Origin of the sequence: Otoolea muris, assembly GCF_943193115.1 — a bacterium.
GTDB lineage: Bacteria > Bacillota > Clostridia > Lachnospirales > Lachnospiraceae > Otoolea > Otoolea muris.
In genome coordinates, this window is the sequence record NZ_CALPCY010000015.1 from 1 (window position 1) to 25,625 (window position 25,625).

The 25,625-nt window shown below is 43.2% G+C and carries 11 protein-coding genes and 1 pseudogene; all 12 read left to right on the top strand.

From position 1 onward, the window contains the following. Window positions 1–1,898 precede the first annotated feature (1,898 nt). The 12 genes and pseudogenes from NFS31_RS10900 to NFS31_RS10960 all read left to right on the top strand — a co-directional run bounded on the left by NFS31_RS10900 (window position 1,899) and on the right by NFS31_RS10960 (window position 25,625). A complete protein-coding gene (locus NFS31_RS10900) occupies window positions 1,899–3,254 on the top strand; it encodes an ATP-binding protein (RefSeq protein WP_251494759.1) in 1,356 nt (451 codons plus the stop codon). A gap of 83 nt (window positions 3,255–3,337) precedes the next feature. Continuing rightward, window positions 3,338–3,556 carry a helix-turn-helix transcriptional regulator gene (locus tag NFS31_RS28470; RefSeq protein WP_331482595.1) on the top strand — a complete coding sequence of 73 codons (219 nt, stop codon included), beginning with the start codon at window positions 3,338–3,340 and terminating at the stop codon, window positions 3,554–3,556. Beyond that, window positions 3,513–6,335 carry a DEAD/DEAH box helicase gene (locus NFS31_RS10910; RefSeq protein WP_251494760.1) on the top strand — a complete coding sequence of 941 codons (2,823 nt, stop codon included), beginning with the start codon at window positions 3,513–3,515 and terminating at the stop codon, window positions 6,333–6,335. Before NFS31_RS28470 ends, NFS31_RS10910 begins: the two co-directional genes overlap by 44 nt. Then, window positions 6,332–11,146, top strand: coding sequence for an Eco57I restriction-modification methylase domain-containing protein (locus tag NFS31_RS10915; protein ID WP_251494762.1), 4,815 nt, complete (start codon window positions 6,332–6,334; stop codon window positions 11,144–11,146). The genes NFS31_RS10910 and NFS31_RS10915 overlap by 4 nt, the downstream gene beginning before the upstream one ends. A gap of 25 nt (window positions 11,147–11,171) precedes the next feature. Beyond that, window positions 11,172–17,495 (top strand): DEAD/DEAH box helicase, encoded by a 6,324-nt coding sequence (locus NFS31_RS10920; protein ID WP_251494764.1) that lies wholly within the window; start codon window positions 11,172–11,174, stop codon window positions 17,493–17,495. A 3-nt stretch (window positions 17,496–17,498) separates the two neighbouring features. Continuing rightward, entirely contained in the window at window positions 17,499–19,601 is a 2,103-nt protein-coding gene (locus NFS31_RS10925; protein WP_251494788.1) for a UvrD-helicase domain-containing protein, read from the top strand. 24 nt (window positions 19,602–19,625) lie between these two features. After that, a complete protein-coding gene (locus tag NFS31_RS10930; RefSeq protein WP_251494791.1) occupies window positions 19,626–20,759 on the top strand; it encodes a zinc ribbon domain-containing protein in 1,134 nt (377 codons plus the stop codon). Next, a complete protein-coding gene (locus NFS31_RS10935) occupies window positions 20,743–20,967 on the top strand; it encodes a hypothetical protein (RefSeq protein WP_251494794.1) in 225 nt (74 codons plus the stop codon). The genes NFS31_RS10930 and NFS31_RS10935 overlap by 17 nt, the downstream gene beginning before the upstream one ends. A 917-nt stretch (window positions 20,968–21,884) precedes the next feature. Next, entirely contained in the window at window positions 21,885–22,637 is a 753-nt protein-coding gene (locus NFS31_RS10940) for a phage replisome organizer N-terminal domain-containing protein (protein WP_251494797.1), read from the top strand. Next, window positions 22,634–23,487: pseudogene (locus NFS31_RS10945) on the top strand (ATP-binding protein). The gene NFS31_RS10940 and the pseudogene NFS31_RS10945 overlap by 4 nt, the downstream one beginning before the upstream one ends. 311 nt (window positions 23,488–23,798) lie before the next feature. Next, complete coding sequence (locus tag NFS31_RS10955) at window positions 23,799–24,998, top strand: tyrosine-type recombinase/integrase (RefSeq protein ID WP_251494800.1); 1,200 nt, start codon at window positions 23,799–23,801, stop codon at window positions 24,996–24,998. Between the two features lie 162 nt (window positions 24,999–25,160). Then, window positions 25,161–25,625: a low molecular weight protein-tyrosine-phosphatase gene (locus tag NFS31_RS10960; protein WP_251494803.1), complete on the top strand. Its 465-nt coding sequence runs from the start codon at window positions 25,161–25,163 to the stop codon at window positions 25,623–25,625.

Below are 25,625 nucleotides of genomic sequence, written 5' to 3' on the forward strand. Positions count from 1 at the left end.
TTTGTGCCTTTTTTATGGACTAAAGTATTGATTTTTCAAGGTTCAGCACACCAATCGGTGTGGGAAGTTTGAGTATTATAATTATTGGTGTTCATATTGGTATGCCGGGGAAGCAGATAAACGGAAATTATTTCCTTCATTCAGGGAAATTGAGTATTTCATTGGCCTGAAAGATTTTAAGGAGTATTTTAAAAAATTAGTTATTCAACTGATTGCTAAAAGCTATGATGAAATCATCGATGACTTTAAAAAGCCTGCCCATATGGAAAACTGGCAGTATCGGCTGATAAAAGAGGAAAGGCTGCTGGCTGACTGCAAATCAAAATATATTGCAATTCCAAAAGATCGTACATGCTGTTATTTATTAAGAGGGAAACGGCCCTCTGATACGGCTGGCAGCCCGCAAATAAAATGAGGGGGGAGATTCGGATATGAATATGACTGTCACGGCTAAAGGATTTTTGTAAAGTCTGTCCCCTCCGGTAAGGCAATGCCGCTTACCTATTGGAATATTGGAAAGCGGATTACAGAGCAGGAATTGGGCGGGAGTGAACGCGCAGCGTATGGCAGAAATCCGATTTTTGCATTGGAGGAGAATCAATGAACGATGGTAATGAAGATTTTTGGAGAATGTCAGACTAATTGTCAGATAATTCTTAAATCATAATAGATAGGCCCAAAGGAACTGCACATCCAAAGTATCCTGATTTTGTATATCGAGCTGATTACTTTGTATCAAAGAATATTAAGATGAAGCATTATTCGTGAATTTTAGTATAAGGAAGAGAGATTAGGATTTGATGAAAGGCAATTCGAGAGGTGTGTATAATGTCTTCAAAACGTGTATTTACCGGTGTTCCGTTCACTCCCAAACCTAAATGTGCTGTCTGTGAACACCTTGAACAATGTAGAAATAGTGATAACTCACTGACAATCAAACGAATGGTGCTTGAATGAGAAAGCTTTTATTATTTCTTTAAGCAACTGGAAGAATGCGAAAAATTACCTACACTTAGTGAAAATAAAGATAAAAATATAGAAGCTATTGATGATTATATAAAACGGCGCGAAGGCATTCCAACGCTCACATCGCCGCTTGTTGTAAATGGGGCGCTGGCAGTAGAATTAGCTCTTAAATTTCTGATATTTAAGGAAATGGGTTCATATGAATGCATTCATAATCTTAAATGCCTTTTTGAGCAAATGCCCGGTTGCCATAAAAATGCTTTGACAGAAATAATTTGTGAACAAGCACATCAGGATGATGAAACGCTGAAATTTAACCTTACGAACATTTCAAGACTATTTGAAGATTTCGATATTCTTTTGGAAAAGAACATCTTGGATATACAAATTTTTTTAATGAATTTGTACATATTGTTTGTGAGTATGCGATATTGCAGAAACCAATTGATGAGGAAGAAACAGAGGATGGGTAGTTAATGATTTATATCACAAGCGGCAAGATTTATGCTAAAATATCATAGTAGTAAAAACCCCTAATTTTTACTACGTTTCATGGCTTCAACTTGCCACATTCTGCCCCGTTTGGCTCATTCTGTGATTTTTTATCAGTTACACTTAAAAAATAAATCTCGCAAAACGTGCCAAAACACAGCAAATCAATACATTTCAGGAGGAATTTTTATTATGATTAAGATACTTTTCGTCTGCCACGGCAATATCTTGAAATGTTCCGAAAAAGCCTGTAGAATCAATGATTTCACGCTTCAATAAGGTATTTACTACACCACTACTACACCATTTTTGAAAGAGCCTTGAAATGACAATCAGAAAATTAAAATAGATTTTATGAGGATATAGTATTTTGTAGAAGATTTTGTTATGATATGAATTGGGTAGATGTTGTCTACCCAATTTGACTTGGAGGTGCTTTCATGGCAGAGAGTCAGAATATTGAATGGAAAGAATCATGGCGGGATGAATATCTCAAATGGATATGTGGATTTGCCAATGCGCAGGGCGGAAAGATTTATATCGGTACAAATGATGATGGTACTGTCATTGGCATTCAAGACAGTAAGAAACTTATGGAAGATATTCCCAACAAAGTAAGGGATATTTTGGGAATCATCGTAGATGTGAACTTGTTAGCTGAAGATGAAAAAGAATACATTGAAATTTGTGTCAGCCCCAATACCTATCCTGTGAATTACAGGGGAGAATATCATTATCGGAGCGGAAGCACAAAGCAGTTGCTTAAAGGACAGGCATTGAATCAGTTCCTCTTAAAAAAGACTGGCATTACCTGGGATAGTGTTCCCATACAGGATGTTGCAGTAAGGGATTTGCGGAATGATAGTTTTGATATTTTTCGTGAACAGGCCGTTCTTAGCAAAAGAATGGACAAAAAAGATGTCGATTCTTCCAATGAGCAATTGCTGGATAGTTTAAATCTGCTTGACCATGGTATGCTCAAGCGGGCGGCGATTTTACTATTTCATCATAATCCGGAGAAATGGATACCAGGTTCTTATGTAAAAATTGGCTATTTTGAAACAGATTCAGAATTGCGGTACCAGGATGAAATACATGGGTCACTGATTTCACAGGCTGATAGAGTTGTGGATTTGATTTTTACCAAATACCTGAAAGCAGAAATCTCTTATCAGGGAGTTACAAGGGTAGAAACTTATCCTTTTCCAAAGGAGGCGATTAGAGAAGCTGTTTTTAATGCCATTGCGCACAAATTCTATGGAAAATTGATACCGATTCAAATCAAGGTTTATGCGGATAAAATCATAATTGCAAACGATTGTGTGTTTCCTGATGATTGGACGGTTGATGATTTGATGGGAAGTCACCGTTCAAGACCATATAATCCACTCATTGCGAATACTTTCTTTCGTGCGGGGTTTATCGAAGCATGGGGACGGGGAATTGAGAAAATTAAGGACAGCTGCACGCAGGCCGGGAATCCCATGCCAGAGTATGCGGTTAAAAAAGAGGACATTATGGTGACGTTTAGAAGTCTGATGACTGACACTACCCAAGATACTACCCAAGCTGTTACCCAAAGTACTACCCAAGTTGGTTTTCAGTATATTGAGAATTCGATTCCTATGCGGATTATAAAAGTCATTAAGGATAATCCGGCATTGTCCCAAAGCCAGATTGCAGAAATGCTTGGGGAAAAGCATGATACGATTAAATATCATATGCGGAAAATGCGTTTGTCTGGGGTGATCGAAAGAGAAGGAAGCAGTCAAAAGGGAAAGTGGATTATAAAATAAAGTGTTGTTACCTTAATCAAGTGCTAATAGAACATTAAAAACTATATGAGTGGAATCGTACAAAACCGAAGGAGGAAAGTGAAATCAGTACAGCTTCACTGGCGAAGCTTGGCAAGAATGCCAATATCACGACAGATGTTTTGGTGAAGATCTCCAATGCTTTGGAATGCGATTTTTCTGACATCATGGAGATGGTTCCAGTAGAAGAAAAGGCTGATTTTTCCCCAAAAGCGCGGAAGATTGAAAGGATAAATTGTTATGGTAGATTACGCACCGGGGATGAGAACCATCATTCGAGATGAGGAATGGATGGTCAAGAAGGTCGAAAAGAACAACATGGGGAATAATGCCCTGTACTGTGTAGGTGTATCGCCGCTGGTAAAGGACAAAGAGGCAGTTTTTCTGACTGATCTGGAAGAGATTGCTGTGGTGGATCCAAAGGATGTAAAGCTTGTCATTGATGGGTCATCCTTTTTCCGAAGGACGCAGCTGTATCTGGAAAGTCAGTGGAGGCAGCAGATCCCAACAGATACGGATTTACATATCGGAGATAAGGCGGCTATGGACTTAATGCCTTATCAGCTTGAGCCTACTCAGATTTCGCTTCGCAGACCGCGGCAGCGCATCCTGATCGCAGATACTGTCGGCCTTGGTAAAACATTGGAAGCCGGTATCCTGATGAGCGAACTGATTGCCAGAGGAAAGGGCAGGCGGATTCTGGTCGTTACGGTCAAGAGTATGATGACACAGTTCCAGAAAGAAATGTGGAATCGCTTCACGATACCGTTGGTGCGTCTGGACTCAAAGAAGATTCATGATATAAGAACAAAGCTACCATCAAATTATAATCCGTTCAGCTATTACGATAAGACAATCGTGTCTATTGATACGCTGAAGAGAGATATCGAATATAGAACGCACTTGGAGAAGGCGTACTGGGATATCATTGTAATTGATGAGGCTCAGAATGTTGCAGAGCGTGGCAATCATCAGGCACAGCGATCAAGATTAGCCAAACTGCTTGCAGATCGTTCAGATACTATGATTATGCTTTCAGCGACTCCTCATGATGGACGTGCCAAGAGTTTTGCATCATTGATGAATATGCTGGATCCTACAGCTATAGCGAATCCGGATGATTACACCAAGGATGATATCAAAGGCTTGTGTGTGCGTCGTTTCAAAAAGGACGTGAAGGATCAGGTCAGCGGTTCGTTCCTAGAAAGAAGAATTGAATTACAGCGTTGCAAAGCTTCGGGCAAGGAAGAAATTGCTTTTGATATCTTCGCTGAGATGCAGCTGCAAATGGACTTGAGCAAAACCAAGGCTCAGGGACAACTTTTTAAAACCAGTCTGGAAAAGTCGCTCTTTTCCAGTCCGGCAGCATGCATCAAGAGTATTGATGCAAGACTTAACAAGCTTCGTAAGAAGTATACAGATAATGAAATCAAGGACATCCGTGCGCTGGAAGAACTGAAGAGGGCATTGGAGAATATTACTCCTGCTGATTTTTCGAGATATCAGCAGCTCCTTTCTCTGTTGAAAGATAAAGAATACGGTTGGACCGGAGCGACAGATGATCGTGTGGTTATCTTTACAGAGCGAATTGAAACCATGAAATATCTGGCTGCAAGACTTCGGGAGGATCTGAAGCTGCCAGCAAATGCAATCCAGGAGATTTCCGGGGCGATGAGTGATGCGGAGCAGCAGACGATCGTTGAGAATTTTGGACGTGAGGAAGCTCCGGTTAGAGTACTTGTTGCATCTGATGTCGCATCAGAGGGGCTTAACCTGCATTATCTCAGTCACAGGATGATTCATTTTGATATCCCGTGGTCGCTTATGGTGTTCCAGCAGAGAAACGGACGTATCGACCGTTATGGGCAGCAGAAACGTCCGAATATTCGCTATATGATGATTGAAAGCAATAATCCGCGGATCAAAGGTGATATGAGGATTATTGAGATCCTGATTACTAAGGAAGAACAGGCACTTAAGAATATTGGGGATCCGGCGCTGCTGCTCGGTAAGTTCTCTATTGAAGACGAAGAACTGGTGGTATCGGATGCGATTGAGAATGGATCTGATGCTGATGCATTTTCGGAGACTCTTGACAGTGGGGAAGCAGAGTTTGATCCATTTGAGGCGTTGATGGCTGCTTCTGCTGATACAAGTGAACCGGTAAAAGTCAAAAATGATGAGACACTGTTTTCAGATACCAATTATCTTTATTTAGCTATGAGCTATCTGAACCAGTCTGAAAGCCATCCAGTAGAAAAACTTCAGTTCGTTTCTGGTATGGAAGTGACAGTGACACCAGATATGAGAAAACGCCTTATGGCTCTTCTTCCGGATGAAGCTATGCCCCAGGGTGATTATTTAAGACTGTCAGATGATAAGGAATTCTGCATGGGAGAAATGAAGAGAAGCATGCAGAATAACATGGCAGAAACAGCCTGGCCAAAGGTTCAGTATCTTTGGAAGCAGCATCCGCTCTTTACTTGGGTAAACGATAAGGGTGGTCTGCTGTATGGACGTGGAGAAGCTCCGTTTGTTGGCATTCCAGATAAGATGAAACCGGAAGAGACCATTTTCATCGTTACGGGAAGCATTCCTAACAAGCGTTCCACTCCGCTGGTAGATGAATGGTTTGGGCTCCAATATGAGAATGGCAAATTTGTAAAGAGCCTGAGCATGAACGAACTGCTTGCGCATACCGGATTCCGAAGCACAAAAATCCCGAACAGTGCAAGCCTAACAGAGGCTGATGTGACTGCAGCAGAAGGATTACTGCCGGATGTTGTTGAACATGCAAAGGAATACCTGGATGGGTACTATCAGAGCTATCAAAGCCATATCAATCCGCTCTTGGATGAAGAATTAGACAAGCTGGCTGAACTGGAGACACGTCATAAATACTATCAGCTGTCCTTGTTTGAAAGTGAAAGAAAGAAAAGCGAGCAGGAACGTATGGTAGATGAACTGTTTGATAAGTTTACAACTTGGGTTACAGACACCATGTCGATACAGAATAATCCCTATATTCGGATTATGGCGGTAATAAAGGGGGTAACAAGATGAGCATGGATTTAACCGGAATTACCAACCAAAACGAATATTACACAAATCATTATTTCTCATCAATCTTTGAAGAGAATGCTTCTGAGACGATCTCTGCATGGAGAGCAGGGGCGAAGGAGAGTGAACAGATCAGGACACCATGGGCGCTCCTGCGCGATGTGGCGCGGCAGTATTACCCGGCTCATGATCGTTTCCTTCGTTCCAAGTTCGATACCCAGACTTTGGCTAATATTCGCTCGCTTGCTGATATGTACTTAAGAGCTCTGGGATATCCGGAAGCGAAGCCGGAATGGATAGAGATTGATGATACGCTTAAGGCACCGGTATATCTGGAACTTACCAAGGCGAATGGAGCACCGGCCTTATGGATTCTGCTTGCAACCTCTGATGATAAAGAAGCTGCCATTCTGGACAAGTTTTGTTTTGCTGCAGATGAAGTAGCAGAAGAAGGGCTGTATTCAGTACCGGCCAATATTCTTACCGATATTCCGAATGAGGATCTCATTACAAAGATCCTGTTTGGTCAGGCAGAGCCTCCACGCTTTATTCTGTTGATTGACATGAACCAGATTGCGCTCATCGACCGAAATAAGTGGAATGAGAAGAGATATCTGCAATTTGAACTTGAGGATATATTCAGTCGTCACGAAGAATCCACACTGCAGGCGATGGCAGTTCTTCTGCATAGAAATAGTTTGTGCCCTGAAGACGGAACAGCACTCCTGGACGAACTGGATGCTAATTCTCAGAAGCATGCTGCAGGGGTATCACAGGATCTGAAGTATGCACTCCGTGAAAGCATAGAGATTCTTGGAAACGAAGTACTTTACGATATGGTTACTCGTCAGGGGAGGAATCTGGAAACAGATCCGGTAGATGCCGGCGACCTGACCTTAGAATGCCTGCGGTATATGTACCGTATGCTTTTTGTGCTCTTTATTGAGGCAAGACCGGAACTTGGGTATGCACCGATCCAGAATCTGACATATAAGTCTGGATACTCTTTGGATAATCTTCGAGACATTGCTGATGATATCCGAGATGACGTGACTGAGGTTGGAGATGGGTATTTCCTTCATGAGACACTTTCCAAACTGTACAACCTGATTTATAGCGGATATCCGGAGACTGAGGAAGATCTGTTGAAGTATTCTCAGGAAGAGAGCCTGCACGATATGTTCGTAATTGCACCACTTAAGGCACATATCTTTGATCCTGATTATACAAAGATGATTACAAAGTCGAAGCTTCGCAATTCCTGCATGCTTCGGATTATAGACCTTATGAGCCTTACACGTGAGACTGGGCGGCGGAATGACAGGCGTGGGCGTATTTCTTATGCGAATCTGGGAATCAACCAGATGGGATCCGTGTATGAGGCCCTGCTTTCTTATCGTGGATTTATCGCTGAGACGACGCTTTTTGAAGTAAAGCGTGCTGGAGACAGTTTTAATGAACTGGACGTTGGATACTTCGTTACTGAAGATGAATTGGATCAGTATACCGAAGATGAGCGCGTTCGTTATGAGAAGAATGATCCGGATGGGAAGCATAAGAAGGGTCAGCTCCGCAAATACGAGAAGGGGACTTTTATTTATCGTTTGGCCGGCAGAGAAAGGGAAAAGTCTGCCTCTTATTATACACCGGAAGTTCTGACGAAATGCCTGGTCAAGTATGCGCTGAAAGAACTGCTGGAAGGAAAGACTGCAGATGAAATCCTACATCTGACCATCTGTGAGCCGGCAATGGGATCCGCAGCATTCTTGAATGAAGCCATCACACAGCTTGCGGAAGCGTATCTGGATAAAAAACAGAAAGAGCGTGGGGAGATGATCCCTGCAAATGACCGGTTGAAAGAACTGCAGAAGGTCAAGATGTATATGGCGGACAGGAACGTCTATGGCATCGACCTGAATCCTGTTGCTGTAGAACTGGCGGAAGTATCACTCTGGCTGAATACGATCTATGAAGGCGGCTTTGTGCCGTGGTTTGGAACGCAACTGATCAACGGCAACTCGCTGATCGGAGCAAGAAGACAAGTGTACCGTGTGGAATCCCTCAGTACTACATCAAAGGGACTCCGTTGGTATGAGAATGCACCGGACAGAGTGCCGCTTGGAACAAAACGCATGCCGCGAAAGCAGGTATATCATTTCCTGTTGGGAGATCCTGGCATGTGCAGCTATTCTGATAAAGTCATCAAATCGCTGGAGCCGGATAAAATCAAAGCAATGGCGAAGTGGAGTAAGAAATTCACAGAGCCATACAGTGAGGATGATTTGGTAACGTTGCTCCGTCTGTCTACTGCTATTGATGAATTATGGGAAGCACAGATCAATCTCAGGAAAGAGGTGGAGGCTAAAACCCAGGATTCCCTGTCTGTTTATGGATATGAGGATGATGCTGCGGATTCTCATACAACGATCAGACAGAAGGATCAAATCCTGAGTGAACTGTATAAATCTGAACATATGAGAAACGCCGGTCCATATGCGAGACTGAAGTTTGCTATGGATTATTGGTGTGCGCTCTGGTTCTGGCCGATTGATAAAGCTGACTTACTGCCAAGCAGAAGTGAATTTCTTTTTGATATGTCCTTAATTCTGGAAGGGACAATGGGATCCGTCCAGGTTAGCCAGACTGCGAAAGATGGACAATATTCCCTGTTTCCAACAGAGATGGAACAGATTGCACTGGATATCGTTGCAACGTATGGTTCTGGTTCTATTGTAGATATTCCGCATCTACGTAAGGAAAATCCAAGGTTAAATTTAGTGTATGAGATTGCAGAACAGAATCGCTTTATGCATTGGGAATTAGAATTTGCAGACCTCTTTGCAGAGAGAGGAGGATTTGACCTGATTATCGGGAATCCACCATGGATAAAAGTTGAGTGGAATGAGCAAGGCATTCTGTCTGACAGGAATCCTATGTTTGCTGTGAAGAAACTGACTGCTACCCAGACCACACATCATCGGGGTGAAGCACTTGCAAATGACTTGACTCGGGAATTGTATTTTTTCGAATATGAAGCTATATCTGGCCAAAAGAGTTTTTTAGGTGCAATGCAGAATTATCCAGATATTTTAGGTGCCGTTAATCTATACAAATGTTTTTTGCCTCAGGCATGGATGTTTAACAACGAATGTGGTGTAGCCGCATTCTTGCACCCCGAGGGCGTCTATGACGATCCAAGGGGTGGGGCACTTCGGGAAAAATTGTATGCGAGACTTCGCAAACATTTTATGTTTGCGAATGAGCGAAAACTATTTCCCGAAGTGCATCACCATACACAATTTAGTTTGAATGTGTACGGTGATCCACAGATGGCCTCTTTCGATACCATCTGTAATCTTTACGAGGCGAAAAGCATCGAAGAGTGCTATGAAAGCAATCCTTCTGCACCGATTCCGGGTATCAAAGATGAGAATGGTGAATGGAACACCACAGGCCATCCAAGTCGTATCATACATGTGACAAAAAAAGAATTGATGCTGTTTGCAAAACTATTTGATCTTAGTAATAATTGGAAATCGGCAAAAATGCCAGTGCTTCATGTATGCCAATTTGTAAGTGTCCTTGAGCAGTTTGCAAAGCATGAAATGACTTTAGGAAGTATTATGGATGATGTCTTCGCAAGTGAAATGTGGCATGAAACAGGTGCGCAAAAGGATGGGACTATTTATAGAAATGTCCACTTTCCAGAAAGTCAATATGACATGATTTATTCTGGGCCTCATACAAATGTTGCTAATCCGTTGTTTAAGACATCGCGGAGAATATGTGTGAAGAATAGCGATTTTGATAATATCGATTTAACAAATTTGCCAGAGACATATTTACAGAGATGTAATTATGGTCCACGGATAGATAGAGAGAATTATGGGAATTGTGCCCCTGTCACTGGATGGGGGGAAAATTATTTGAATACATACAGATTACTTTCGAGAAGAATGTTGAATCAAGGTGGTGAAAGGACGTTGACATGTGCTATCGCCCCGAGGGCGATAGCACATGTCAACACTGTTTTTTCACTATCGCTAAAAAACAGTGTGGACATGGCAACTCTTGCTGGATGTGAAGCAAGCATACCGTATGATTTCTTTATCAAATGCACAGGGAAGTCAGATATATATTTGAGTACAATTTCAATATTTCCACTGCTTAATGCAGAGAAAAATTGGAATATTACAGTGAGGGCCTTAATGTTAAATTGTTTAACAAAAGCATATGCTGATTACTGGCATATGTGTTGGGCTGAAAAATATCAGGATGGGACATGGTCTAAGTCCGATCCACGTCTCCGTCCTGAAAAGTTTACAACTTTAACCTCCGAGTGGGCCTGGGGCACTCCTCTCCGTACCGATTATGAACGCCGGCAGGCATTGGTAGAAATTGATGTTTTGACAGCAATGGCTCTAGACATAACCCTAGAACAGCTCATAACTATCTACCGCCTTCAATTCCCTGTGTTACAAAGCTATGAGGCGGACACTTGGTATGACGCAAATGGACGAATAGCTTTTACTAACAACCGCAGTCTTAATGGCGTTGGATTTTCCCGAACAGAATTTGAGAAAGCTAATGTCGTCACTCCTACTCAACATGGTACTGTCTCATGGGATTATGTTATGAAGAATGCTCCAGCAGGATATGTTTTTACTCGCACCATTTCAGACGATACCATGCCTGGTGGCCCTGTAGAAAGAACGATTGAATACGTCGCTCCGTTTGATCGTTGTGATCGTGAACAGGATTATGAGACTGCATGGAAATTCTTCAAGGAGAAATATAAGAATTTCGAGCAGTAACACAAGATAAAGGAGGCTATACAGTATGTTACCATCCATACTTGCCAAGCAATTGGAAAAAGGCATTGGGGATTATATAGAGACTACATTCCCGATGACGAATGAGCCTTTTAGAGGTTCCGTTAGAAATATGCTAGATACAAAGGACTCTGTTTATCACGAACCTTATGTGTCTGTGCGCCTTCCTTTCCGGGTGGCAGAGCAAATGCCAGACTACTTTGAGGCAATCCGTCCTGCATACCTCCCGTATGTTCATCAGGATACGGCTTTTCAGAGACTGACCGGTGACGATGGACAATCCACCTTGATTGCAACAGGCACCGGCTCTGGTAAGACAGAGTGCTTCCTGTATCCTATTCTGGAATACTGTTATCAACACCGAGGTGAGAATGGTATTAAAGCGCTCATTATTTACCCGATGAACGCGCTGGCAACAGATCAGGCCAGACGTATAGCAGACCTTATTCATAAAAGTCCGGAGCTTCGAGGAAATGTGACTGTTGGTATGTATGTTGGTGGTCGTGAGCATACACCGAGCCGCATGATGAGCGAAGATAATGTCATCACGGATCATGAGACATTGCTTAATACGCCGCCAGATATTCTGATGACAAACTACAAGATGCTTGATTATCTATTGGTTCGTCCGAAGGATGCCGGTCTTTGGAAGGATAATGCACCGGATACGCTGAAATATATTGCTGTCGATGAATTACATACTTTTGACGGTGCGCAGGGTACAGATCTGGCATGTTTGCTTCGGCGTCTGAAATCGCGTCTCTGGACACCGACGGGCTATCTTTGTTGCATCGGAACATCTGCAACGATGGGCTCCAAGGACAATGGAAAGAGAATCCTGGAGTATGCATCTGAGATTTTCGGAGAACCATTTGAAGACAATGCAGTAATCACAGAGGATAGACTGTCGCCATCAGAGTTCTTTGCGGATTCTGATATCACGGATTTTATAATTCCGGAAAATGAGCAGATTAAGAAACTCATTACGCTGACTCAGCAGGATGATGAAGAAGCCTATATTACGGAAGCTGTAAAGGCGTGGATGAATCTTCCGGATATCGATATTTCATCACCGGAGGGAAAGATTGCCTTAGGTGAGCAGCTGATGCACCACAGCTTTATGCAGGCGATGATTTCTTTCATAAAAGGGAATTATTATCAGGTTTCAGCCATTGTTGATGAACTGAGTGTCAATTACCCGGCATTAAAAGAAATGGAAGATCCGGCAGAGGCAGTAAATGCACTTCTGGCGCTTATTTCCTATGCCAGAACTGGATCGGCAGAAAGTCTGCGACCTTTCTTAAATGTCCAGGTTCAGCTTTGGATGAGAGAACTGCGCCGCTTGGTGGCAAGGGTGTCACCGAAAATGGTTACGTACTCGATAGCTCATGATCTGAATAAGCAGCAGGCAAAGCAATACCTGCCTGTGGTCAACTGCCGTGATTGCGGAGCCACCGGATGGACGTCGATACTAAGTGAACGCATGAATGCAACCATAACAAGTTTGGAAGCATTCTATAACCTGTATTTTAAGGCTGATGAAAAGATTGTAATGATGTTCCCTCATAAGGAGAGTGATCATCCGTGGGGGTTCATTGAAGCGCAGCTATGCCCAGAATGTCTACAGGTAAAGATTGGGGAAGATGCATCTGCTTCTTGCGATAATTGTGGCGCTGATACGGTTAAAGTCCTGATTCCGAATCCAATCAAGACCACTGGTTCTAAGAATCATAAGCAGTTTGTGTGCCCGTTCTGCGGATCAAAGCGCGGTATTTCCTTGATGGGTCTTCGGAGTGCAACGGAGATTAGCACGAGCATTTCACAGCTGTTTGCATCAAAGTTCAACGATGACAAGAAGACACTGGCTTTCTCAGATAATGTCCAGGATGCTGCACATCGTGCCGGATTCTTTAATGCCAGAACATGGAGATTTGGCTTTAGAAGTGCACTGCAGCGCTATGTAGAAAACGGTGGTGTAGGGAAGTCACTTGCTCATTTTACAAAGGGGTTCATCGATTATTGGCATGCTCAGATAGACGATGAAAGTTTTGTCAGCCTTTTCATTGCACCGAATATGATGTGGATGCGTGCTTATGAGGAAATGATCCAGAATCGTAAGCTTGGTAAGGATGCACTTGCCAAAAAGCTGATGTGTGATATAGATAAAAGGGTCTCCTATGAGATCATGCTAGAATACGGTCTTACAAGCCGTATTGGACGTACATTGGAGAAGTCCGGCTGTTCCTGCCTGTCATTCAAGGAAGAAGAACTTCTGGAGGTTGCCAGTAATGTATATGAGCGTGTGACCAATGAGATCGGATCACTGCCGAACACATCTGCGAAGCGATATGAGCAGATGGTTGCTGGCTATATAAATATCATGCGGCAGAACGGCGCCTTTGATGATGATACCTTCTATCTATTTTTGAAAGAAAACGGGAATACATATCTACTCTCCAATGATCGAGTGAGCTGGATGCCCGGAAGGCAGTCCGGAAGAAATACGCCGCGATTCATTTTTAAGCAGAATAATCCTACGGGAAAACGGAATTTCAATTTCGATACTGTGGCAGAGAGAAAATATACAGACTGGATTTCATCATGCTGTGATGAATTCATAATTGAGCCATCGACTTTTACAATGATCAGCCAGATTATTCTGGAGGAGCTGGTGAAGTCTGGTCTGGTGGTAACGATTCAGGTGGCTTCGGACTATGTTGTCTATGGATTGGATAAGGACCGTGTATACATCACGGACAAGGTGATTCAGCTTAAGTGCGACACCTGTGGAATCGGTTATGCTGTTTCTGAAGAGAATAAGGATTTATGGGAAGGTGCTCCTTGCATGAGAAGCGTATGCAATGGTTCTTTTGAAGCAGAAGGGAGCAATGAACTGGATTATTACGGAAAACTATTCACATCCGGTGATATCGCCAGAATAAATGCTAAGGAGCACACCGGCCTGCTGGAACGTGATGACAGAGAAGCGCTGGAGGTAGACTTCAAGCGGAGTAAGGACGGACAGAAGGTCTGGGATCCGAATGTTCTGTCTTGTACACCTACGCTTGAGATGGGTATCGATATCGGTGACCTCTCTACAGTCATTCTTTGCAGCATGCCTCCGGCTCAGGCACAATTCCTGCAGCGTACCGGACGTGCAGGGCGTAAAGATGGAAATGCATTGACGTTGGCTGTTGCAGCTGCGAGACCTCATGATCTGTACTTCTATGCGGATCCACTGGATATGATGGAAGGCAATGTGCAGCCACCGAAGATTTTCCTGAAGGCTTCAGCCGTTTTGGAACGTCAGTTTGTTGCCTACTGCATGGATTCCTGGGTGAAACGCGGAGTACCGGAACAGTCTATCCCTAAAAATATCGGTATAATCCTTGGGAAATTAGAGAACCATCCGATGGATATGTTCCCGTTTAATTTCCTCAGCTACGTGCAGAATAATCTTACACATCTGCTGAATTCGTTCATCCAGCTGTTTGTTCAATACCTGGATGATACAGCAAAGCAGGAACTGAAAGAATTTGCCCAGGGTGACCGTCTCAAAAAGAGTCCGATGCATATGAGCATTCTTGAAGCTTTTGAGGCGATGAAAAAGCAGAGAGATTCTTTGTCAGCAAGTATAAAGCAACTGAAAGACATGGTGAAGGATCTGGAAAGCAAGCCGAAAGATTCTTCCTATGAGGATGAGATAAAGGAACTGAAGGCAGAGCAGGCAGCTCTCATCAACGTGTTAAAGGAACTGAACAAGAAAGATGTGTTCAATTTCCTGTCTGATGAAGGTCTGCTTCCGAACTATGCCTTCCCGGAGGCCGGAATCATTCTGAAAGCTGTCCTATATCGTAAGGATGAGGCAGATGCCGGAGAGGGTGAAACAAAGAAAAAATATAGAAAGTCTGTTTATGAATATAGCCGCAGTGCTTCTGCAGCTATCAGCGAATTTGCACCGAATAACAGTTTTTATGTTGACGGTAGAAAGCTGACAATAGACCAGATTGATCTGACCAGCTCCCAGTCGGCCAAGTGGAGATTGTGTCCAAACTGCTCTCATGCACAGATTGAAGAGGCAGGAAAGAATACTGCATGCTGTCCGCAGTGCGGAAGTCCTGCATGGGCGGATTCTGGACAGGTCCGCAATATGTTGAAGGTGCAGATGGTCTATTCCAATATGGATTATACCAAGAGCCTTATTTCTGATGAGAGCGATGACCGGTCAAATGTATTCTACTGCAAGCAGTTGCTTGTAGATGTAGACGAAGATCATGATATTTCAAGTGCTTACCAGATGGACAATGAAGAGTTTGCGTTTGGATATGAGTTTGTAAAGAAAGCTACTCTTAGAGAAATCAATTTCGGTGAAAGCGATATCGTGGGCGAGAAGCTTTCTGTGTCTGGTGTTGAAGATGTCAGAAAGGGCTTCAAGCTCTGTAAGTACTGCGGAAAGATTCAGCCAGATCACGGAAAAGAAGTACACACTTTCTATTGTAAGACCAGGAAGATGCCTGCATTCAGCAATGATCCATTTGAAGAGTGCTTATTCCTTTACCGCGAGTTTGCAACAGAGGCGCTGCGTATCTTGATTCCGGCCACAACAATGGATTCTTCTAATGTACGAACAGAGTCGTTCACAGCTACTTTTATGCTTGGTATGAAGGAATACTTTGGTAATGTGGATCACTTGCGGGCAACAGTTAGCGAAGTACCGATTCCGGATGCTGATTACCGGAAGCAGTATCTTGTAATATATGATTCTGTTCCTGGCGGTACGGGATACTTGAAGCAATTGATGAATGAAAAGAATTCGCTCATCGATATCTTCGAACGTGCGCTTCAGAAACTGGAACAGTGTTCCTGCAAGGAAGATCCGCAGAAAGATGGTTGCTATCATTGCTTGTATGCATATAGGCAGAGTCAGAATATTGGCAACATTTCTCGAAGAACAGCAATCCAGATTCTCAGATCTATTCTGAGCGGGAAAGACAATCTGACAAATATAGGGAAACTAGCCAACGTTCCCGTCAACTCTTTGTTTGACAGTGAACTGGAGCGGCGTTTTGTAGAAGCTCTTGCTCAAATGGGAAATGAGAACCGCAAGGTGGATATTTCCAAGTCGCTCATTTCCGGCAAGGAAGGATACATACTAAAGATCAATGATCAGACTTGGGAGATTGAACCTCAGGTATTGCTTGATGCTACTCAGGGTGTCAAGGTTACTTGTAAGCCGGATTTCATTATTAGTCCTGTTGGGAAATCAGATAAGCTTCCGGTCGCAATCTTTACAGATGGCTTTATCTATCATAAGGATAAAGTCGCAGATGACACATTAAAGAGGGAAGCAATCCGAAGAAGCGGAAGGTATCGTGTATGGAGTCTCAGCTGGAGAGATGTACAGTCTGTGTTTACCCAGCAGGGAGATTATTTCACGCCGACATTGACCTACGAGAAGATGCCATCCGGTGCAAAGATGTATCAGCCTACGATCAGTGCAGCCAAAGCGGATGCTTTAAGGCCAAACAAGATGTCTGCTATGGAATTGCTGATGAGATATCTGGAAATGGATGGATCTGATAAGTTGTTTGCGGCGCATGCACATGGTATATCTCTATCCCTTCTGGAACCGGCAAAGGCGGCAAGTACTATTGATTTCATCAATTGGAATGACATTACCGGAAAGGTGAACGGGCAGACTCATTATACAGGGGATGATTTCGTGCAGCCGGGGACATTCTTTGGTACGTGGATTCCACGGAGTGATAATACACATCTTTACATGTATGCCGGAATTCTGGCAGCGAAGATGAAATCTGACAGAAATGCATCTGTTTCGGTTTGTGCTGTGCTGGATGACCGTAAAGATTCCAGAACGGACAAGTATGAACAGGAGTGGAATGGCTTTTGGCAGTTCTCTAATGTGATGCAGTTTGATGATCAGTTTATCGCTGTATGCTATACGGGACTCGATAATCAGACATATTCAGCGTTGCCTAATGGCAAGGTGGAAACCTCAGCAGAAGATGTTGTACCGTCTGAAATATCCGTGGAAGTCTGGGATGAAATAAAATCCATGTTGTTTGATGATATCAGTAAGAGTATTGCTGATGAATGTAAAATGCGTGGTATTCCTGCACCTGAAGAGGCGGGGTATGAGCTCGCGGATGCATCCGGAGAAGTCATCGCTGAAATTGAGCTGGCATGGACTAAGAGTAAAATTGGATTTATGACCGAAGATCAAGCTGCAAATATTGAAAAGGCCAAAGCTTCAGGTTGGAAAATATTTACCGTATCGGATGAGATAGATGATACGTTCAAGGAGGTGTGATAGATGGAGGTAGCAGCAAAGGTAGCAATATCCGCAGATTTTCTTACGGCATTTGCAGCGTTGCCGAGGCAGATTCAGGGGAAGGTTACAGAGTTCATCAATAAGTTCCGTAATAATCCACAGTCTCCGGGAATCAACTATGAAAAAATTAATGGCGGAATGGACAAAAAAATCTGGTCTGTACGGATTGATGATACCTACCGTGGAATCACCGTAAGACAGCCTGAGACGGGCGTTTATCTGCTTCTCTGGGTCGATCATCATGATGAGGCCTATGATTGGGCGAGGAATAAAAAATGTGAGATCAATCCGAAGACTGGAGCCATTCAGGTATTTGATATTGTGACAACACCGGTTGTGGAACCGGCAGCACAGGACGTTGTACTGTTTGCGGAACTTACGGATAAGGGTCTAATTGAGCTTGGAGTTCCGGAAGAGCAGATCCCATTTGTGAGGTCTATCGGAGATGCACAGGAGTTTTATGATAAGAAAAGCAGCTTCTCAGGTGATACATTTGAGGCGCTTTCATGGGTTGTTGAAGGCATCCCTGTTGATGAGGTAATTGAGCTCTTCCGAGAAGAGAAGGAGGGCAGTGAACCTACAGAGAACCTGGCGGATGCGTTGGAAAGCCCGTTATCGCTAAAATCCTTTGTGGTTGTTGAAGGGGAAGAAGAACTCCGCCGAGTCATGGCAGAGCCACTTGAAAAATGGAGAGTATTCCTTCATCCGACACAGAGAAAAATTGTTAATAAAAGCTATTCTGGTTCTGCAAGAGTACTTGGTGGTGCAGGCACCGGAAAAACTGTTGTTGCAATGCACAGAGCTAAGCATTTGGCAACGGAGTTGAAGGATAAAGAAAGAATCCTTTTTACTACTTATACAGCAAACCTGGCCTCTGATATCAAGGATAATCTGAGAAAGATTTGTACGTTGGATGAGATCAGAAGAATTGATGTGATCAATCTTGATGCGTGGGTATCTCAGTTCCTTCGTGAGCATGGATATCCAGCTGAGATTGTCTACGAAGAAAAGGCTGATAATCTCTGGGAAGAAGCGGTGCTGGGAACGGATTTTTCCGGTGAATTCCCTGTAAGTTTCTATGAAGAAGAATACAATCGTGTTGTTGTCGCACAGGAGGCGTTTTCGCTAGAGAAATATGTAAAGGCAAGCAGAACCGGACGCGGTACCAGGCTGGATAGAAAGAAGAGAATGCAGATCTGGAAGGTGTTTGAAGCATACCAGAATCTGATGAAGGAAAATCAGGTCCGAGATATCAACACTGCTATGTATGAGTGCAGGTTGTTAATAGAAAAAATATCCTCAGAAACGAGGTATAAGCATGTCATCGTTGATGAGGGACAGGATCTTAGCGCAAATGCATTTCATCTGCTCAGGTCAATTGCCGGTGAAGAGCACGAGAACGATATCTTTATAGTCGGCGATGCGCACCAGAGGATTTATAAAAACAAGGCTGCTCTGTCAAAGTGTGGAATCAATATCAGAGGAAGAAGCAGCGTTCTGAGAATCAATTATAGAACAACGGAAGAGATTCGGAAGGCGGCATTTGCTTTACTGAATGGAATATCCTTTGATGATCTTGACGATTCATTCGACACTGGGGACCGTTGTCAGTCCCTTACGCATGGATTAGTTCCGGAGATAATTGCTACAGCGAACGCAAATGAGGAATTTGATGCAATCCTGGCAAAAGTCAAAGGGTTGATTGATGGCGGTGTGTCCGCAAAAAATATCTGTGTTGTCGCCAGGACGCACAAATTGCTGGATGATTACATCGCTCATTTCACTTCGAGCGGAATCCGCTGTTATGAGATCAAGGGAAATAAGGCGGATGATCGTGGGCTGGATGGAATCCGTGTTGCTACGATGCACAGGGTTAAGGGACTGGAGTTCCAGTATGTGTTTGTTGTGGCGGCCAACAATCGGATTATTCCGTTAGCTTCGGCAATTGACCATACGGATGCAGTCAGTGAGCAGGAAACAATGACTGCTGAAAAGTGTCTGCTATATGTAGCACTGACAAGAGCTCAAAAGGGTGCTTATATCAGTGGATATGGCAAGATGTCGGAGTTTCTGCAAGGAAAGTAACTATCGTTAAGGAGTATCAGAATTATGAGTTTGATTCTATGCCCAGAATGTGGAACTAAAATCTCTGATAGGGCGACAAAGTGTCCTCATTGCGGTTTCCAGAGTGCAGATGCTGAACGGCCCATTAGCGAACAAGATAAATACGAGATTGTTCCAATCTTTGAATATGATATTGAGGAGTGGAAACCTAATAGGGGAGATCTGAGTGTGATTTCCTATGAGGACAATAAAACCCTTATCGAATATTTTGGTAGTTGGAAAACGATACAGGTTAAGCTTCCGGCTATTGCTGAAGTCATTGGGGCTATGGCAAATAAAAAGCATGTGATGATTGCCAAAATGGATAGCTATGTTAAAGACTTGATCGATAAAGGAATATACCGCTTTACGATTGATAAACAGGGAGAAATTCTTCCGACAATCAGAGATGCTGACGGTTTTGTAAAGCAAGTCCGGTTAGAAGACATGTCCCTTACGCCAAACCTGACACAGTCGCTGAATAATCTCTCTACGCATGTTGTTATGGCACAGATATTAGATGAGATTGAGTATGTCGGAGACGCCATTAGAGAGATACATATTGAACTACAGAATGATCGGCTGGCTATGGCCGAAAGTTCCCGTGATAAATTGAAGCAGGCACGGATGATACAGGATGCAAAGCTGAGAGAAATTGCTTTAATAGGAGTTGTAAACAGCGCGACAGATGCGAAGAGAACCCTTATGCGAAATTTCTCTCAGAATATAAGTCATATTATTGAACATTCTCATAAGAGCGATCTTCAGCTGATACTATCCCCAAAGGGTGAGAGAGATATCAGCCAAAAAGCTATTGATTCCTTCCAAGCCCTTGTGTATATAACGAATGCTGTTCAAATAGAATGCGAAGGTTATGCAATGCTTGGGGAGTATGAGCCGTGTCGCGAATGTTTAAGTGAGTTCAAAACATTTATTGAAGACAATGGTCTTAATAAGAGAGATACATTGCTTCTGCTCAATGAAAATTCTTCACAGAAAAGAATTGAGATTGTAGATGAGTTTTCAGATATAGCTACAAGAATATCGTCGTTTGATATATCTTCAGGGCAGATAGAGTTTCAGATGCGGGATTTGCTGACAGCAACAGATGACGGAGGTGAAAATGATGACCAAGAATAAGGTTGCTGATAATAGTGAAATAATGTATTGTAAGAAGTGCGGATGCGAGCTTTCGAGTACAAATAAGCATAAGATCTGTGATAACTGCAGGAGAGAACGCGCGGTAAAAATCAGAAATGGTGCGCTTGGTGCAGTTGGAACCGTGAGCAGCATCGCACTCTTCGTTATAACCAGAGGAAAACACGGTGGCAGAGGAACAAAGGCATAATAATTATAAATAATGATTTCAGCGGATCGCCGGTGACAAACTGGGAACTGCTATTTTTTATGTCAGTCTTTTTTATAAAAAAGTCATGTATTTTCTTCAAAAAGGGGTTAGGGGAATATATCCCTTAGCAACCAAAAGCAAGCAGATTTTCCAATAGATTCTGGCAGGAAAAAGTTGAAAAAATGAACCTATGTTATGACATAGACAGTGCTTGCTATTTTAGCCTATGGACGTCCATAGGCAGTGCTTGCTATTTCAGAAATGGAATACAAACGGGTTTAGTATGCATAGGCAGACTGTTTCAAAACCAATACAGGCGTTACCGCCCATACTGATTGAAAAAATTCTGAAAAGTTTTGAAATAGGAAGGAATTTTGCACCTTTACCATTTACTATTATAAGGGGCTAAACGAAGGGAGGAAAGTATATGATCGCCACAGACCGCAGAATGGAAATTGTCAATATTCTTGGGGTCAGTGGTCACGTTACATCAAGGGATTTGGCGTTTTCGTTCGCACGATATGCAACGACATTTTAACCCTCGCCTATGGTTATCCCATATACACAAAGTAGGGAGCAGGTGGTGGAATTTTTATTATGGACAGTTATAAGCTGTACAACAATACACTTACATAATACGAGCAAGAAAACTCAAAAAATGTATGATGAGACGGAGGGAGAAGATAAAAAATCCTGGAACGTGTTTTCCAAAAATATGGGGCTTATAAGCTGAAACTTTAGTACAAGTATATCAAAAACTGAATACATAATCCCATATATGATTCTGCAATTCTTCCCAATTGTTTGCAGATGTTTTCGTGGGATTTTGAATTATTATCATTAACACAGCGAAAGGGCAGTTACAGATCTATGGGAAAGGTCTGTGCTGTCCTTTTTGTGCGTTTAAGGAGGCATTTATGGCAAAGAGATATTACTGGCTAAAGCTGAAAGCAGACTGGTTTTCAGACAAGCGCATCAAGAAATTACGATCCATAGCGGGCGGTGACACACATACGATTATCTACCTGAAAATGATGCTGTTATTACTAAAGGACGAGGGGAAACTTTACTTTGAGGGAGCGGAGGACAACTTCGCTTCGGAGATTGCGCTTGCGCTTGACGAGGACGCAGAGAACGTAAAGCTGACACTTGCATTTTTACGGCGGCATGGTCTGATAGAAATCTGTGATGATGACGAGTATCAGCTTACGGAAGTCCCGTCAATTATCGGAACGGAAACAGCTTCAGCGATGCGTGTGAGGGCGCATAGGGAACGGAAAAAACAGTATGTCACAGAGGGCAGGCTGTTACAATGTAACACAGCTGAAATGGATTGTAATAATTTGAAACAGATTTGTAGCGTAGAGAAAGAGATAGAGATAGATAAAGAATTAGAAAAAGAGGGAGAGAAAGGAACATCCACCCACACTGCTTATGGGAAATTCTGTAATGTTTTTCTCTCTGATGCGGAGCTTGAGAGCCTGAAATCAGAACTGCCTGACAAATGGGAATATTACATCGACCACTTATCCGCATATATCGCTTCAAGTGGACGGAAATACCATAACCATGCCGCCACGATTTACAAATGGGCGCAGGAGGATATTGGAAAGGCAGCGCCAAAGAAAGGGATATCTGATTATTCATATAGTGAGGGGGACAGTTTATGAGCAATGTTTTAGATAACGTGGTTCTGGATATGATGGACACAACAAAGAAACCGGAGGATTATAAGGGGGGGAGGACGGGTTGCTGTACTGTGGGAAATGCCATAAACCCAAAGAAGCTTATTTTCCCCAGGGCAAAGCTTTATTCGGGCGTGACCGCCACCCGTCTGAATGTGACTGTCGCCGGGCAGAACGTGAAAGGTTGGAAAAAAAGGAATTAGAGAAAAAACACAGTGACGAGGTTGAATGCCTGAAACGGGACGGCTTCACTGATCCGGCTATGCGGCACTGGACTTTTGGGAATGACAACGGTAATTGCCCACAGATAGAGAAAGCGCATTTTTATGTGGAGTATTGGGAAACAATGAAGTCTGAAAATATCGGCTACTTGTTATGGGGAAATGTTGGTACCGGAAAAAGCTATTTTGCAGGCTGTATCGCTAATGCCCTTATGGAGCAGGAAATACCCGTCTGCATGACAAACTTTGCTATGATACTGAATAACCTCTTTACCAGTGCAGAAGGCAGGAATGAATACATAACAAGGCTGTGCGCCTATCCTCTGCTTATCCTTGACGATTTTGGAATGGAAAGGGGTACGGAATACGGTCTTGGGCAGGTCTATAACGTGATAGACAGCCGATACCGCAGTAATAAGCCACTGATTACGACAACAAACCTCACGCTGGAGCAGATGCAGCACCCGCAGGACACAGCCCACGCACGCATTTATGACAGGATGCTTGAAATGTGCGTACCTGTCTGCTTTACAGGCGGGAACTTCCGCAGAGTGACCGCACAGCAGAAAATGCATCGGTTAAAGAAACTCATGGAGGGAGGCGAAAGCCAATGAAAGAAGTTCCTATTTGGGAAAAGAGTAACCTAAGTCTGGAAGAAGCGGCAGCTTATTCTGGAATTGGCATTAATTAACTGCGCAAGCTTACAAATGAGAAGAACTGCCGGTTTGTCCTGTGGGTTGGCAATAAGCGGTTAATCAAACGCCGCTTGTTCGATCAGTATATCGAGCAGGAATATTCTATCTGACAATAGCAGTTATCTCATTTCTTGCGGTTTTTATGAAACTTGTGGTGTAAAATCAGCTTTGATATGGTACAATGAATGAGTCATATCAAGGCTCTTTCCATCACGGAAAGGAGTTTGAAAATGTCCGAGAAGAGAAAAGACAATAAAGGGAGAATCCTGCGGACAGGAGAGAGCCAAAGAAAAGACCTGATTTATCAATATCGTTATACTGATATCCGTGGCAAGCGCCAGACCATTTATTCCTCTGATTTGAAAGAGCTGCGGCAAAAAGAAAAGACGATTCAAAAGCAGCTTGACGACGGAATTGACTATGCTGCCGGAAAGATTACCGTAATAGACCTTTTAGAGCGATACATCAGTCTGAAACAGGGAGTTCGCTACAACACGAAAGTCGGTTACAATTTTGTGCTGAATTTGGTCAAGAAAGAAGATTTCGGTTATCGTCAGATAAGGGAGATCAAAGTATCAGACGCCCAGAAGTGGATTATGAAGCTTCACGGCGAAGGGAAAGGATACAGCACCATTACAAGCGTCCGGGGCGTTATCAAGCCAGCCTTTCAAATGGCATACAATGAGGATATTATCCGCAGAAATCCCTTTGATTTCAAATTGGTTGATGTTGTTCCTAACAATTCACAGAAGCGGATTGCCATGACGGAGGAACAGCAGGAGCTTTGGATGGATTTTATCCGGAGGGATAAAACTTATGCGAAGTATTACGATGAATTTGTTGTGTTGCTGGGAACCGGTATGCATGTCAGCAAGTTCTGCGGTTTGACAAAAAGAGATTTGGATTTTGAAAACCGGAGAATCCGAGTGGATCACCAGCTTGTCCGGGAGAGAGGCGGAAAGTATTATGTCGAAAAAACCAAGACAGAATGCGGTTGCCGTTACATTCCCATGACAGAAGAAGTTTATCAAAGTCTGAGCAATATCCTTGCCCGCCGCAAAAAAGTGAAAACAGAAATCATTGTAGACGGGTACAGCAGTTTCCTTTTGCTGGATAAAGACGATAAGCCTAAAGTGGCGCTGCATATCGAAAATGAAATGCGCTGGGCTATGAAGAAATACAAGAAGCTGCATCCGGATAAGCCGCTGCCCCATATCACGCCCCATGTGTTCCGTCATACGTTCTGTACAAACATGGCAAATGCCGATATGGATATCAAAAACCTGCAATATGTAATGGGGCATTCTGATGTAGGTGTTACATTGAATGTTTACACTCATGCAAGTTTCGACCGGGCGGCAGAGCAAATGGCGAAAATCATTGACTTTAAAGAAACCGATATGCAGGGAAAGAAGAGAAAATCAGGTTGAAAATACATCAATCTACTACACCACTTACTACACCATTTGCCCGTGAATTTGCGTAGAATTATAAAGAATTGCGTATGTTTCGGGCAAAATACAAAATTGAAGAAAAGTGCCAAAAAGCCCGATATATCAAGGTTTAAAGGCTTATGAAAGGATATATTCAAGATGATAAAAATATTATTTATTTGCCACGGCAATATCTGCCGTTCCCCCATGGCTGAGTTCATTTTTCGGGATACCGTAACCAAAAAGGGAATAGAGGATCATTTTTACATCGCCTCGGCCGCGACAAGCACCGAGGAGATCGGCAATCCGGTGTACCCATCGGCCAGGCGTAAGCTGCAGGAGCATGGGATTTCGTGCGGAGGAAAGCGCGCGAGGCAGGTGACGAGGGCTGATTATGAGAAATATGATTATCTGTTAGGAATGGAAGAGCGGAATATTTTGAATATGAAGCGGATTCTGGGCGGGGATCCGATGCATAAGGTGTGCCGCCTGCTGGATTTTTCGTCGAGTCCGCGCAATATCGATGATCCATGGTACAGCGGTGATTTTGACACGGCGTATGAGGATATTCTGGAAGGGTGCCAGGCGTTTCTGGACTTTCTGGATCAGGAGGGGCGGTTGTAA